Annotated in this window: 17 protein-coding genes; 3 read left to right on the top strand and 14 right to left on the bottom strand. The window is 36.6% G+C overall.

The genetic code is table 11. The annotated features are described in order from the left end of the window. Positions 1–8 precede the first annotated feature (8 nt). The 7 genes from A9G40_RS05630 to A9G40_RS05600 form a co-directional block, all read right to left on the bottom strand. Entirely contained in the window at positions 9–1,397 is a 1,389-nt protein-coding gene (locus tag A9G40_RS05630; RefSeq protein WP_065582256.1) for a phage tail fiber protein, read from the bottom strand. Between the two features lie 229 nt (positions 1,398–1,626). Continuing rightward, positions 1,627–2,676, bottom strand: a complete 1,050-nt coding sequence (locus A9G40_RS05625; protein ID WP_065582255.1) for a hypothetical protein — start codon at positions 2,674–2,676, stop codon at positions 1,627–1,629. After that, positions 2,676–5,516, bottom strand: coding sequence for a host specificity protein J (locus tag A9G40_RS05620; protein ID WP_065582254.1), 2,841 nt, complete (start codon positions 5,514–5,516; stop codon positions 2,676–2,678). The genes A9G40_RS05625 and A9G40_RS05620 overlap by 1 nt, the downstream gene beginning before the upstream one ends. Further along, on the bottom strand, positions 5,517–6,071 hold the full coding sequence (locus A9G40_RS05615; protein WP_065582253.1) for a tail assembly protein: 555 nt from the start codon (positions 6,069–6,071) through the stop codon (positions 5,517–5,519). Beyond that, positions 6,014–6,733, bottom strand: coding sequence for a C40 family peptidase (locus A9G40_RS05610; RefSeq protein WP_065582252.1), 720 nt, complete (start codon positions 6,731–6,733; stop codon positions 6,014–6,016). The genes A9G40_RS05615 and A9G40_RS05610 overlap by 58 nt, the downstream gene beginning before the upstream one ends. Positions 6,734–6,739: 6 nt before the next feature. Next, on the bottom strand, positions 6,740–7,456 hold the full coding sequence (locus tag A9G40_RS05605; protein ID WP_065582251.1) for a phage minor tail protein L: 717 nt from the start codon (positions 7,454–7,456) through the stop codon (positions 6,740–6,742). Next, positions 7,453–7,782: a phage tail protein gene (locus tag A9G40_RS05600; protein WP_065582250.1), complete on the bottom strand. Its 330-nt coding sequence runs from the start codon at positions 7,780–7,782 to the stop codon at positions 7,453–7,455. The genes A9G40_RS05605 and A9G40_RS05600 overlap by 4 nt, the downstream gene beginning before the upstream one ends. Positions 7,783–7,893: 111 nt before the next feature. On the opposite strand from A9G40_RS05600, the gene A9G40_RS05595 reads away from it, so the two are divergent. Further along, positions 7,894–8,142 (top strand): type II toxin-antitoxin system RelE family toxin, encoded by a 249-nt coding sequence (locus A9G40_RS05595; protein WP_065568161.1) that lies wholly within the window; start codon positions 7,894–7,896, stop codon positions 8,140–8,142. Beyond that, positions 8,126–8,467: a helix-turn-helix domain-containing protein gene (locus tag A9G40_RS05590; RefSeq protein ID WP_065582249.1), complete on the top strand. Its 342-nt coding sequence runs from the start codon at positions 8,126–8,128 to the stop codon at positions 8,465–8,467. Before A9G40_RS05595 ends, A9G40_RS05590 begins: the two co-directional genes overlap by 17 nt. 10 nt (positions 8,468–8,477) lie before the next feature. Here the strand turns inward: A9G40_RS05590 and A9G40_RS05585 are convergent, their stop codons facing one another. From A9G40_RS05585 to A9G40_RS14635, 5 genes are all read right to left on the bottom strand, one after another. Beyond that, a complete protein-coding gene (locus A9G40_RS05585) occupies positions 8,478–8,729 on the bottom strand; it encodes a hypothetical protein (protein ID WP_065582248.1) in 252 nt (83 codons plus the stop codon). 53 nt (positions 8,730–8,782) lie between these two features. Then, positions 8,783–9,799, bottom strand: coding sequence for a hypothetical protein (locus tag A9G40_RS05580; RefSeq protein WP_065582247.1), 1,017 nt, complete (start codon positions 9,797–9,799; stop codon positions 8,783–8,785). Positions 9,800–10,178: 379 nt separating this feature from the next. After that, positions 10,179–10,742, bottom strand: a complete 564-nt coding sequence (locus tag A9G40_RS05575) for a BRO family protein (protein ID WP_065582246.1) — start codon at positions 10,740–10,742, stop codon at positions 10,179–10,181. A gap of 54 nt (positions 10,743–10,796) precedes the next feature. Further along, complete coding sequence (locus A9G40_RS05570) at positions 10,797–11,597, bottom strand: phage antirepressor N-terminal domain-containing protein (RefSeq protein ID WP_065582245.1); 801 nt, start codon at positions 11,595–11,597, stop codon at positions 10,797–10,799. A 75-nt stretch (positions 11,598–11,672) separates the two neighbouring features. Further along, entirely contained in the window at positions 11,673–11,834 is a 162-nt protein-coding gene (locus A9G40_RS14635; protein WP_141675202.1) for an Arc family DNA-binding protein, read from the bottom strand. A gap of 100 nt (positions 11,835–11,934) precedes the next feature. Here A9G40_RS14635 and A9G40_RS05565 point away from each other — a divergent pair, with 100 nt between their 5' ends. After that, positions 11,935–12,342 carry a helix-turn-helix domain-containing protein gene (locus A9G40_RS05565; protein WP_065582244.1) on the top strand — a complete coding sequence of 136 codons (408 nt, stop codon included), beginning with the start codon at positions 11,935–11,937 and terminating at the stop codon, positions 12,340–12,342. 29 nt (positions 12,343–12,371) lie between these two features. On the opposite strand, the gene A9G40_RS05560 is transcribed toward A9G40_RS05565, so the two are convergent. After that, positions 12,372–12,941: a hypothetical protein gene (locus tag A9G40_RS05560; RefSeq protein WP_065582243.1), complete on the bottom strand. Its 570-nt coding sequence runs from the start codon at positions 12,939–12,941 to the stop codon at positions 12,372–12,374. Between the two features lie 28 nt (positions 12,942–12,969). Continuing rightward, complete coding sequence (locus A9G40_RS05555; protein ID WP_065582242.1) at positions 12,970–13,386, bottom strand: hypothetical protein; 417 nt, start codon at positions 13,384–13,386, stop codon at positions 12,970–12,972.

Raw genomic sequence — 13,386 nt, 5'->3', positions numbered from 1 at the left:
TTTGTTAGTTAGTTTTCATCATTGTTAATAATGACTGGATTTAGTGTGCTCGGTATCGGCTCTTCATTCTCAATTACCTCAACAACTGGCATTTCTAATCGAATGTCTATCCAGCGTCCCTCAGTTATGTCAATTGGCTCACCAGCAACGATTTGACAGCTCTCAAAATCGAATTTTCGTGTGTATGTTTTAACTGTGATGATGTTGTTTTCATCAGTTGAGTACTCAGCAAAAAATTTTTTATTGCCGTTAGCGTCCTCGGGTAGCGTTATATACCACCCCTCTTTTGCAAAACCTAAACTACCGCTGATTTCGTAATGACCAATATCAATTCGTTTAGCTGTCACGCCAGCGGCCAAATCATTCACTAAACTACAGCCCGATTTTTTAAAATCATCAACATCATCAATATTTTCAGTCGCAAACAACCGCAAAATTGGCGACGCTTTTTTCAGAAAACCATTGCTATCTACAGTTGAATTCGCTGTTGTGATCGCTTCGTACCATTTCTGTTTGCCATCTCGCGTATCGCAACGATAATAGATTTTCGGCGTTTTACTACTAACTACTGATAACTGCTCAACTTTCCACGATTTGCTATTGCTCGGATACGTTAATAGTGTCGCTGCACTATCGCCCGCAAATTGCAAATCAGAGAAATCAGATGTGCTACATTGATAAAAACCGCCTGCAAGATGACCATCAAAATTTTCAGCTATCGCACCAACAACAGCCCCAACACCATAATCACCACTTTTTAACACAGACTTATTATTAATTGTGACATCATCAATATTTTCAAATTTCCATGAATTCTCAGGCTCTACGTACCTCAAAAACCTAATCCACTGATTTAAAACAGAATTATATCGCTCAAGACAAAAACTGCCGTCCGCAAATGTGCGCTGTTGCCAGATTTGCCCAGCAGCGTTTTGTAATTGTATTGCTGATTTATCTCCGTCGTTGATTCGCAATGTTCCAGTCATTTCATCGCCTGATTTTTTAACTAATGTTGCGGTATCAATTGTCGATGCGAATTTTTTAGCATCATCTGCTGATTTTTTTGCCGCATTGCGAGCATTAACAACCTGTTGTAGTATCGCTGGTGTAATTTCGCTTTCAACTGGATTTAATAAAAAATCATTTAATGTACCGTCTTTTGAGTCAGAAAATACTTGAATAGTGCCCAGCTTTTTCGGCGGAAACCCATTTATAATTAGTTTTACTTCATAGTCACAAGGTAGCACGTTCATTGTGTAACTACCGTTTTCTGCAACTTCGAATGCCTGTGTTTGAGCCAGAACTTTGTTTGTTGTTCTTTTTGCGTATAACTCGATAGTACAGTTGTTGATAATTTTACCCGCACCATCTGTTAAAATTCCTGATATTTTTGCCATAATTTTCCTTAAATTTTAGACATGAAAAAACCGCTCATGTAGCGGTTTTATTGAATAAATTAAATTATAATTTTAATAATTTTTTTAGCTCATGCTCTTTGTTAATATCCGCGCATTTGACATCAATTAGAGCATCCAATTTTGTAGGGAAGTTATCCAATTTTTGTCGTATGCTGCCAGTGCCTTTCAGTTTTAGGTTGTAATGGTTTTCATGGATACGCTTCTTATATTAGAATTTGAAATAATTTTCAGCGTCTAAAATCATAACCGGTTGCTCAGAAACAAATGACGAGAACGGTAATTCAGATTCTAACCACCACGCTTTAAATGTTTTTTGTACTGTTGTTGATAGTTGATATCCGTTTGATCGTAAACCTATATCGCAAAACCACCCGCCGTTGCTCTGTATAATATATTGAGCACCAACACATACACGTGCAAACATCGGACGCTTAATTCCTTGTATTGATTTCATATGCCCAACTTCATATTGATCAAAGCGAGCAAAAACAGGATTTATTAACACCTCATTGCATGAATCATATACAACACGTTTATTTTTGTATATTCTCAACCCGTATTGAGATGTTTTGATTTGACTAACTCCAAAAACTACGGCTTTAGCTTTTATTGTTTTGTTGCTCACGCCACCATTATGATCATACGGGATGTAAATTATATCGTCCCTATCGCCCAGTTTCCAGCTTCTGCCAATCGAGATTGTTGGATCTTCACAATAAAAAAATATAAACGAATTATGATGAGTTAACGACGGGTTTATATTTTGAATTCGCCAACCCCTATTAGTAATTTCAACATCGCCCTTCCATATCACATTGCTAAAGTTAGTATTTTGATTAATTTGAAAAAAAGAATTAACACCATTAAACAAAATACCATATCCATTTGCGTGTGCAGGCTTGGGCCATGTTAATAAAACAAGTTGTTGTCTGGGGTTAAGATTAACATCAGATGGGAAATGCTCCGTCTGCCCTATTGCATTTTTCCCATTTCTAAAACACAATTGCCGATGTTCATCTAAATATGCTATCGGATCAGCCGATGCGACAATAACATTTGCATCTGTTTCATCAAATTCATCTGCGAAACCGCAGGCGTGCGAAAGATGAGCATAATAATCATAACCCTCGGGCACATACAGACCTGTTTTTGGATAGACATATGAGCCTAACGCCCCAGAAATAAACATAGATGTACAATTTCCATCTAGATTATATGCCGGACCTGTTTTTGTAAAAACCTTAATACCGAATGACATTAAACCTCCAGATTACCGATTTGGACGACTAAAGCGCCTGTTTCATCAAAGATTTTTATTGTTCCATCCTTCATTACTGTACCTGCGTTTCCATTTAGATATTTGATGGTAGCTGAGCCGTCTGGTTCAACAACAAATCGATCATTAATGTTGATGCTGCCACCTCGAATAATAGGCGCTTTGATCTCTGTATATGCAACTAACCTATCGCCACTAATTGTACCCGTCGCAATCAAATTGCCATCCAAAAATAATGCCGGCGATACCCATTTTGCACCATCATACATTTTTGCCTCTGTTTTAGTTACATCCCTGTTGTCGTCCTCGGCATAGACTATTAGCACTGTATCTCGTGATGGCCACATGCCTAGCACGTCATGAAAAAGTTGCGTGGCATTATCATTATTTTCAGGGAAAACCCCATCGGCAGTTTTTATTCTAAAAATACCTCCTGCGGTGCCAACCGTATCATCTGCTGTGGTGGCCGAGCCAGTGCACATTCCCGAGCGCCCAGCGGCATTAACCGCAATTACACCATAATAATAGGTTGTAGATGCTTGGACATCAGCATCAATCAACTTATTTGATGTTCTGCCAAGGTAATTAGCCATAGCCCTCACCTCATCAAGCGTTGCCCCCTTGTAATATTCGAAAACCGTTCCCAAACCAACATTCGATGGCATAATAGGTTTAATAGCCACGGTGTTACTAGATGTTGCAAAAACTAATTGAGTTGGCGTCTCCGGTGGCGCAATAGTAAACGTTACTGTAGATTCATCCCCCAGCCTGCCATCCTCTGTCGATATCCCGCGCACAGATGCCATGTATTTACCATCATCCAGATTGCTCATTGTTACGCTCATGTCCGGCACAGTCTGACGTGATACTAATTTACCATTCCGCAAAATAGTAACCTGAAATTCCAGATGTTTTATTGTTCTTGGGGTTGTCCATGACAGAACGGCTTGATACTCATCACTATCAGGCGTGACTGAAACTGAAAGATCGTCAATTGGCGGGATTCCCCAGCTAATTGATTGCGCGTTGTTAGGGGTAAAAACAGCGCCTTTATCAACAATTGCCTCTTTTTTAGGCTCGTGCTCTATTGCTGTTATAGAATACGTGCCGTCGTCGTTTTCACTGATAGTAATGGCTTTAAATAGTCGCGATGATACATTAACATTCGTTAAAATCCACGTTGACCATTGATCGGCATTTATAGTGTGCTCTAAAATTAGCATGTTCGGAGATTTTTGAGATAACACCTTAACTTTTATCAGTTTTGTATTAACATCTTGATATGTAAAATATGAGTTTTCATCAATTTCCACATTACGATCTAATGTGACGACATTATCAGCCACGGAAACAATTCTACCGCCTGCTTGTGACATAACATATTCATTATCTAAAATCTCAATCACATCACCTGGTAAGTGCCTCAATCCCTCTCGTCCAACAATAAACGTGACTGTTTGACGTTCATATTTTTCTGTAGTTATAATCCATTTTCCTGTACGGTGCGCCTGACCTCGTGATGTGCAACCAAACGCTTCAACGTCTAACACATTTAGTCCAAACCGCTTGATTGCCTCATCATCTGCAACATATTCTGTAACTGGTTCCCATCCGTAATTTGGATCAATATATTTAACTCGAACCGCTGTGTGCCTGTCTTTCATTGCCGATGATGAGTAACTAAATTTGCCCTCAATAACATTTGCATTAGTGTAAATAGCGACGGTATCGCTAGGTCTATCAATAATAGCGGTGAGTTGCGTCCCGTCCCATATCGGCATTGCTCGAAATATTGAAAAGAAATTGTTTAGTAAATCATACGCCTGAGCGCGTTCTGTTATATAACAATTGCACGTAAATCTCGGCTCTTTGCCACCGAAACCATCATCGACTAGCTCATCGCAATATTGCGCAATCGAGTACAGCATAAATTTGTCAATTGCAAATTTTCCGAATCGGTATCCCATTCCATAGCGAGTGTTTGTTATCAGATCGTAAACTATCCACGCGGGATTATTTGTCCATTCGGTTTTAAACTCGCCCAACCAAATGCCGTGATATGTCCTGGATATGGGATCGTAATTGTCGGGAATTTTGCATCTAATGCCTCTAATCCGATATGTTCTAGCTGGTACGCCATTGAATTGAGACGAATCAAATCGTAACCCCACTAGCGCAGTGTTTGGGTATGATAGTTTGGTGTCGTAAATTTCGGTATATGATGACCAAATTGTATTGTTAACCAGCAGATCGGAGCCATCAGGATCTAAACGCATAACGCGAATATTAAACGGCTTCGGCGGTAAATCATCTAAAATTACAGATGTTAAATATTGAGAGCGTGTTTTTTTATTTTTCAATTCAACAATTTTTTTTGTAACCCATCCCGCGCCGGTTCCGATTTGAACTGCCATGCTAACAGAGGCTCTTGTTATATCACCGCTGTTAGTCTGGTTATATAGTGCAGATACACCGACTGTTACTCTCACACGGTCAACATAGGGGTCGGTAATAGTTCTAACTATAGGTGTTTTTTGTTTCACTTCTAAGCTAACTGGAATTTCATTTTGTGTTTCCGCAAATCCAGATAACGGCAATTGCGCCTGCGTCCCTGCGGTCCACTCAACTTCAACGCCGTTAAAATTATATGTCCCATTGTCCGCTTGGATTGGCGTTTTATTTAAAAAAACACCTTTTAGCCCCCCGACAGGGCCCTCAATTTGTCCCTCTCCGATAACATCAATAATAGATAATTGCTGTTTGGATTCTAGATTATCCGCCTCAATCCGCGGCGTTTTTGTTTTCCCAGAACTTTTCCCCATTTATTCCTCCACATCCATCGTTTCAACCCCCTGTGATTCAACCCTAGACCCAACCATTATTTCTCCGTACGGCAATGGAACAGGCGCCCCCTGCGCCGCGGTATTCCCTAGATTTGAAAATGAGGTGCTTTTTTTACCGTCATCATTAGTTGCGTCTGGCATTTTTGGGGTTTTCGTCATCATCATTGCGACGCCACCAACCATCATTCCCACCCCCATTCCAACTAACCAATATTGCCCAGTCCACGCTCCAACGACAACCATAACTGCGCCAGCTATAAAACCAAGGATTCCACCATTTTTCGCGCCAGTAACACGTGGTACAATATGAATTACGGCGTTATGAGAAATTCGATTGTGAAGCCCAAATTGTAGATTGTTCTCATTCATATCTATGCCATTAATTCGTACACGAAAATAACCGTCTAAAATCCGCTTTTTTAAGCCTTTTATTTGAAAATATAGGCAATTCAACGCTTCAGCAGCAGTATCTGCATTTATTTTGTACTTATCGCCATATTGTTTAAGATCGCCGTAAAATTTAACGGTTGCCATTTTTTATGCCTCCAAATTGAATGATAATTTTTGAGCCAATATCCACTAAACAAATCACGTTTTGATAGTCGATTTGGCAAATGATGAATGATTAAGTTGTCGTCAATGTAAATTGCAGCATGATTGACGGCATTACTGTTCAGTGAAAACAGAATAACATCGCCATTTTTCAGGCAAGAAGCACTTACTTGATAGAACCCATTAGATTCCATATTATCCAAATACAAGTTTTGCCCGTTGTGCCACCAATCGTCGTCGCGGTGAAAGTTTGGAAAATCAAAACCACATAGATGGTATGCATCCCGAAATAGCGTATAACAATCCACTGCCCCGTGTTTAAATTCACGCCCAAGAAGTGGCGGTATAAATCTATATTTATGAATTTCGTCATTACAAACCAACCACCAAGGCAAACCCGTCTGCTGTTGATAAAATTGGTCTGCTTCACTCAGAATGGGTAAACCATTAGGGTGTGAATGTACGATTGCTGTTATCTCACCAAGTTGCTCTGCTCTAATCCAGTCGTCAGGCGAAATTTCAAATGTTTCTGCCGTTGTGGATGAGATGTTATTGCACGGTAGATATGTTTTGTTATCAATAACAAATCCGCAGCACTCAGCCTCACCGCATTGTTTAGCGTGATTAAGTATTTTATTTTTCATGATTATTTAAGAAAGTTTTGCAGAGGCTGGAAAACCGCCAAAGGGCAGAATGCCGTTTTTACCAAATCGAAGCTTGCAACCAGTTAACGTTCCAGAGCATTTGTCTTTTGTGATATCGTTTGTTGGAGTATCTCTTTCATCTGCAACCGCGCTGCCCGTATAACTACACTCAGAGCTGCGATATCGCCAACAACATGTATGCGCAATTATTACCCGAGCAGGTAATATCACTCCGTCACTCTCGCATGGCAATGCAAGTTCAAATGTTGCTGATTCTGATGGTATTAAATTTGTTAATCGTTCCACTAAATATTGTGAAACAAGCTCTTGGGTAGGATCTGCTCTACTATTTCCACCCTCAAAGTTTTCCGCATCCAAGAATTCCGCGAGCACTTGACGTCTAGTAACTATCGCTCCAAGCAGATCATCAAAGCTATTCACTAATCCCGTTATTAGACCAAAGGCGTTGGAAACTGTCATTGTTGGACGGTTACTAGTTCCCTGTCCATTTTTTTGAAAGCCCGTTACCTGAATTGGATAGGGCTCATATGTTTTGCCCTGCCAAACAACGGCTTTTCGCAAATGATTTAACCCTGCATGAAATCTAAAAATTAATTTTTCACCAGCAATTTTTGAAAGATCTACATCATACAAGTCAATCATCGCTCCTTGTTCGAATTTTGTTAGCAATTTAAGTGAATCACTAGGTACATGTAAAGTCATGCGACCACCTCTTCAAATGTTGCGGAAATTGTTTTAGCTGCGCCGTTGGGCGTTGATGTCCAAGAACGACAAACAACTTTGATCGTTTTGTGAGTATTAGGCTCTCGCCATAAAAAGGCTTTAATCGCATTATGTCGGCTAAGAAAATCATCAATCAAGCTGATATCTTCTGATAATCCAACAAATGTTACGTTGTATGAGCGCAGATCGTTGTTAATACCGTCCCGAATGCGTTGCTCATAGCCATCACCAAACTTAATTATCTTAACTTTCGGTGATACTGAAATCGTGGAGCTGTTTTGAGGTCTCCAATGAAATGTTTCCATAGTTTTCTCCAGATGATTAAACTAATTTATTTGTGTTTTGCTTATATTTTTATTTACAAAAACTTATATGACTTATATAATACTTATATCAAGATTAGTTAGAACAACAAAATGAATAAAATTATTTATCAAATTAAAGCCTTAAAGCAGTTACGTAAAATTCAAGGCAATGCTTTAATCCGTAATAAAATTGATGAACTGGCTAACATGCCGAATTGTATTAATGTAAAGTCTTTAACTAATCATAAATATCAGTACAGATTACGAGTGGGTAACTATCGAGTGTTTTTTAATTTTGATGGTGCTATTCATATTGTTTCTATTGAAGAGGTGAAAAAACGCGATGAACGCACTTACTAATATACAGTTTATTAATAATGAACAAGGACAGCCACAATTTGTGGTTATGCCTTACAATCAATATTTAGAGCTATCAAACGCAAAAGCAATTGATGTGGAAACAGGTGTACCAAGCGAAGTTGTCAACATGGTTTTTGATAATAATTATTCTCCAGCACAAGCATGGCGTGAATATTTAAAGCTATCTCAAGTTGACGTTGCGAATAAAATAGGTATTAGTCAATCGGCTTATTCTCAATATGAAAAAAGCCAAAAACTAAGAAAAGCAACGCGGATTAAAATTGCCGAAGCGTTGCAAATTAAGCCTGAACAGTTAGATTTTTAATGAAAACCACCTATGCGGCGGTAATCTGTAGACGCCACAAAACACTTGGTATTGAAACTATTAGACTTGGGTCTATCTCGGACTCCTGACGTAATTCGACTAATTTCATCATGCTTCCAGCCTTAATAAATTCATTATGGTCTCTAACCTTGGTTAAGCGACCATAATACTCCCCAAATAACCTTATCCAACAATCTTCATGCCGATCTGTAGCGAGTATTACGCCATTTTTATCATGAAAAACTATTGAAAAAACTTTCATATGGATACCTTATTTTAGATAATAAAAAACCCTCTAAGAGGGTTTGAATTGCTTTAAATGGTGTAATATTTCGTCAACATATCATATAGCGCAATAATTTCTTTTATTTTTTTGATACTTTCTTTATCGATCTGTTTATCTTTATTGTGATTAGAACCATAGAATCTTACAGTCGCCTCTTCATTTTCATCTAACAATCTAATGCTATCCAAATCTTCTTTGGGACATGCGAAGTTATACCATTCAACAACGACTGATCTACTATCTCTTTTAAATTGAACATTATTGCGAGATAGTTTTTTTCCATTTTGAAAAACAACAAAACTATCTGCAAAAACCCAGTTTGAGCCACCATACGTCACCTTAGCAACTGGCATTATTTTTTTTGTGCCAAAAATTTTTAAAAACAGTTCTAGCGGTGAGTTACCACCTACGGAAATTTGATAAAAGTCATCTATATCATCGTAATAGAGATAAATGCCGCCTCCCTTTAATGTGTTTATTAAGAGTTTTACATCAGTTTCATCAGTTATATTTTTAATAAAGTTTTGTAATACTTTAAAATCATTCCATCTTAAAGTTAATCCATTAGATAATGTAACATTATAAATACCGTCTTTGCCTGCTGTTACTGTTTTGATAGAAATATCACTTATATTATAAAGTTTTATTTTTTTTGTTTCTTCAATATTATTTTTTACTTTTTCATATTCCCCCATACTAATTAAATATTCTTCTGATTCATACTTTGGTTCAGATGTTCCGAATGAAGTTTTATCTAAATAAAAAACATCTCCATTTTTCAAAACAATCTTTTTATAAGAATCGTAATTAGTTTTAATTATTTTATCAACATACCCAACCATGCCTTTATATTTTTCGATGGGTAAAAATTTGGATGTTCCAACCTCTGGGGCTGTATGTACTTGTATACGAGCTACTGGAGCATATTCGTTAATAATAAATAATTCTTTCCCATCGGGCTTAAATTTTTCTTTTTTCCCAGCAGCCTCTGAGATAAATGAAATAAAACACAGAAAAAAAATTAAATAACATAAAATCTTTTTCATACCATCTCCTTAATAATTTCGGTAATTTTCTAAACCGCTTATGCAGCGGTAAACATGTTGGGAAAGCTTATAGAGTAAATGAAAGTTTTCTAAACCGCTTATGCAGCGGTGAACATGATAACGCATGATATCGATATGCTAATTTTTTTCTAAACCGCTTACGCAGCGGTGAACATAATTTGTGAATTGTTTTTCTAATTGGCAAATTTCTAAACCGCTTACGCAGCGGTGAACCTAGATTATATCAAACATAGCCTTTTGTTTTAACTAAAATTTAACCATTTTTTCGAAAATAACCCTTTTTTCTAGTGCTTAAATTAATCTATATTTTTCAATGGATTAAAAAAGCGATTAAAAAAAGGGTTGTACATTCCTTAACTTATACTTGCCGTAATTGTTTCTTTTCTAGCTGTTGTTTAAACATCGAAGCAACAAAAGCACCGTCGCCAAAATGATCGTGAAGTCTTACACCGAAATTAGACCCCAGCATTTTAAAAACATCATATAAACGATTATCTATGTAGAAATCATTCAACCAAAGCATGTGATGAACTAAACAAATCAAATTGGTTCTGTTTACCTCAATCATATCTTTTCTTGTTTGTGAATGACCTGCCTCTTTATCAGCTAAATCTAACAACCATTTACGCACTTCTTTTGCTACATTTGTACTAGCAAACATTGCGATTAGATGCGCTCCTCGAAGTGAGAAAATTCGTACTGATTTCTTGCGTAGACTGTTGTTTATTCCATTGGTAGTCAATTTGACCACCATTGTCATTTTATCGGTGAACTCATCCTTGTTCCGACTATAAATCTTTGTTACTGATTTAGAATCTGCATATTGTAAAAGCTTAGATAGCTCGGTGGACGTGATCCAAATTTGATTATTACGTTTAACTGGTTGCACTACTGTGCTGTGAAACATTAATTGATTTGACATGCTATATCCTCGTAATTGCCCCTCTTTGGGGGCTTATAATTTGTTGTTAATTGATTAAGCGATTTCTTTATTAATAAGATGATTTTTAATTACATCTATTGCTTTTTCGTTATATCTAAAAGTTTCAACTTGTTTATCAGAAGAACGTGACTTATCTAGTACGAAAATTCCGTATTCATCTGTTTTTAGGTTGAGCTTGTTAGCTATACGACCAATTTTATTTGAGGATACGCCGAGTAAATCCCCCACTTCACTAGCTGAAAATGTTTTGTTTTCTAATATAGGTAAGGGAATTAACTCCTCATTTACAGAACTATTAACCATTTTTGCAAAGATAACTTGCTGAGACAACTTGCTGAGATTATCAAATCGGTTACAAATAACTTCTGCTGATTTAGTTGCCATTGATATCGCCCTAGCCTTTCTATATTCAGCTAAGCCAATGTGTTTTGGTAAAACTGTTTTGACACTTTCTTTTGTTACTTGCCCTTTAGTCCAATACTGCCATAAAACTTCATCACATTCTTCTTGATATTTTATAACGGCATCTCTTAATTCAGGTTTAACCTTATTTGGTTGTATTGAGTATAACCAAGCAGGTAATTTTCTAAGAGACAAGCAACTCACTAAACGGTTTTGAATATCATTAGGTAGCTGAATGGTGATTTCCACCATGCAGGTGTTAAACTTTTGTTTTAATTTGGAATATTGTGATTTCCAATCTAACCCCATACCTTCAACTATTGGCTTCATTGGAACAAAAGGTTCGTTATTGTTATTTACCAAATATAAGTTATTACCGTTAAATGGCACTATTACTGGACAATTAGAGTTGTTTATATTACTATTATTCATGAGTTTTCCTTATTTAGTGTGTGGTCAACTTGATTTTGGGCTTTAGCTGGTGGTGCAGTTAAAGCCTTTAGTTTTTTAGATACCTGCAATTTTCTTTTCCTCCTCTGTTAATGACTGTCTAACTCTATTTACAAGCTCTTGGCTCATTGTTCTATCATTCATTGCTGCTAATACCTCAAGCGCAGCTTTAAGGCTTACAGGCATTCTTGCTGATAACGTTACTTTATTTTCTTTCAATGTTTTCTCCTTGTTAATAATAAAATGTCTTAAAGTGTCATGGAATGTATAGTATACTAATTCTAATAATTAACCATGTCAATACATTTCAATACTATTTATGATAAATAATGACACTTTTGCAAAACGATTAATACAAAGAAGAGCTCAACTTGAATATTCTCAAGAAGACTTATCCAAACGAACTGGTATTGCTGCTGCTCAAATATCTAGATATGAAGCAGGCAAAAATAAACCGAGAGCTAATATAATTTCAAAACTTGCATACCATTTAGGTGTACCTTTTTCTTGGCTGGCGTACGGAGAAGAAACAGATTTATCTGATGAAGATAAAGGAAAAAAAGAAATTGGTGTCTATTTAAATTTACCAAAAGAAAAATACGATTTAATGATGGAGCATGCCAATAAACTTAATATGGATATTCAAACTTATCTATTTAGAGTTGTTATACCCGATTATCTCGCCCAAAAAGAAGCTGATTCCGATAAAGCAAAAAATAACCAGTAAAAAACCCTCTAAGAGGGTTGATTAAATTGCTATTCTGCAATTGAAAAGTTCTTTTTATTAAATAAATAATTTAACTTTTCCCAAAAGCTAAATTTATTTAATCCTGATGTATTTATAGAACCAGGAAACAATAAAAACATCTCGCCCTTAGTATATCGCTCATAACCGGCGGTTATGGCTTCTAAGTTTGGAGATAAGAATCCCCGATTCTTGATGTTAAAAACTCTAAATTCACATAGCGCATTATTCCGTAAATCAAAAGATTTTTTGGCGCCATACTTTATAAGTATATTAAAGTTGTATAAACTTAAGTTTCCTCGTTCATATTCTAATTGATACAACTTGATATTTTTTTGGGAAACAAATTCTTTTAACTCATCTTCAGAAGCTTTCTCAGGAATTACAAAAACTTCCTGCTCTTGATAAGACTCTGGTGATTTCAAATTTCGCTGTAGTAGAGATGAGCAGAATTCAGAAGATTTGTAATATAGCATTTCTTCATCTGTGATTCTGTTGGAAACATGATTATAAACAGCAATAACCACCATAATAATTATTATAAAAAAAATAATAACGCAAGCCTGTAAAGCCTTTTTCATACCATTCTCCTATAAATGATTAGTCTATTTAGAACGCCGTTCTATAAATACCATATCCACCATTTAAGGAATGAGCAATCCTATATGTTAAAACTTGACTTTTCTCAACATCCCCTTCAACTTCAACCATTCCTCCACCACAAACTCCATTTGCCACCATGCTAAAAATTCGTTTCCCTAATAGCGGGTAGATAACAACTTTTTCCGCAGTATTTAAATCAGCAATCTTAACTCCGTCAACAAAAAGAGAATCAGAGCAAGCGCTACTTACAAATCCTTTATCTCTTTTTATAATAACCATTCCTGAATTTTCTTTTTTTACAAAAATATCTTGGTTATATATCCGCTGCACAGGAACGTTTACTGCCGCGTCATTTGACACTGGTGATGATGAGCACCCTATCAACGTAAAACCAATTAACCCCAAAAATACAATTTTTTTCAT

The organism is Gilliamella sp. Nev3-1 (assembly GCF_001690435.1).
GTDB lineage: Bacteria > Pseudomonadota > Gammaproteobacteria > Enterobacterales > Orbaceae > Gilliamella > Gilliamella apicola_C.
This window is presented reverse-complemented; position numbering and strand designations above follow the sequence as displayed.

What these genes read in the sequence shown, in the direction of transcription:
- A9G40_RS05630 (WP_065582256.1), bottom strand. Translation starts at nt 1,397, where the DNA reads ATGGCAAAAATATCAGGAATTTTAACAGATGGTGCGGGTAAAATTATC.
- A9G40_RS05625 (WP_065582255.1), bottom strand. Translation starts at nt 2,676, where the DNA reads ATGTCATTCGGTATTAAGGTTTTTACAAAAACAGGTCCGGCATATAAT.
- A9G40_RS05620 (WP_065582254.1), bottom strand. Translation starts at nt 5,516, where the DNA reads ATGGGGAAAAGTTCTGGGAAAACAAAAACGCCGCGGATTGAGGCGGAT.
- A9G40_RS05615 (WP_065582253.1), bottom strand. Translation starts at nt 6,071, where the DNA reads ATGGCAACCGTTAAATTTTACGGCGATCTTAAACAATATGGCGATAAG.
- A9G40_RS05610 (WP_065582252.1), bottom strand. Translation starts at nt 6,733, where the DNA reads ATGAAAAATAAAATACTTAATCACGCTAAACAATGCGGTGAGGCTGAG.
- A9G40_RS05605 (WP_065582251.1), bottom strand. Translation starts at nt 7,456, where the DNA reads ATGACTTTACATGTACCTAGTGATTCACTTAAATTGCTAACAAAATTC.
- A9G40_RS05600 (WP_065582250.1), bottom strand. Translation starts at nt 7,782, where the DNA reads ATGGAAACATTTCATTGGAGACCTCAAAACAGCTCCACGATTTCAGTA.
- A9G40_RS05595 (WP_065568161.1), top strand. Translation starts at nt 7,894, where the DNA reads ATGAATAAAATTATTTATCAAATTAAAGCCTTAAAGCAGTTACGTAAA.
- A9G40_RS05590 (WP_065582249.1), top strand. Translation starts at nt 8,126, where the DNA reads ATGAACGCACTTACTAATATACAGTTTATTAATAATGAACAAGGACAG.
- A9G40_RS05585 (WP_065582248.1), bottom strand. Translation starts at nt 8,729, where the DNA reads ATGAAAGTTTTTTCAATAGTTTTTCATGATAAAAATGGCGTAATACTC.
- A9G40_RS05580 (WP_065582247.1), bottom strand. Translation starts at nt 9,799, where the DNA reads ATGAAAAAGATTTTATGTTATTTAATTTTTTTTCTGTGTTTTATTTCA.
- A9G40_RS05575 (WP_065582246.1), bottom strand. Translation starts at nt 10,742, where the DNA reads ATGTCAAATCAATTAATGTTTCACAGCACAGTAGTGCAACCAGTTAAA.
- A9G40_RS05570 (WP_065582245.1), bottom strand. Translation starts at nt 11,597, where the DNA reads ATGAATAATAGTAATATAAACAACTCTAATTGTCCAGTAATAGTGCCA.
- A9G40_RS05565 (WP_065582244.1), top strand. Translation starts at nt 11,935, where the DNA reads ATGATAAATAATGACACTTTTGCAAAACGATTAATACAAAGAAGAGCT.
- A9G40_RS05560 (WP_065582243.1), bottom strand. Translation starts at nt 12,941, where the DNA reads ATGAAAAAGGCTTTACAGGCTTGCGTTATTATTTTTTTTATAATAATT.
- A9G40_RS05555 (WP_065582242.1), bottom strand. Translation starts at nt 13,386, where the DNA reads ATGAAAAAAATTGTATTTTTGGGGTTAATTGGTTTTACGTTGATAGGG.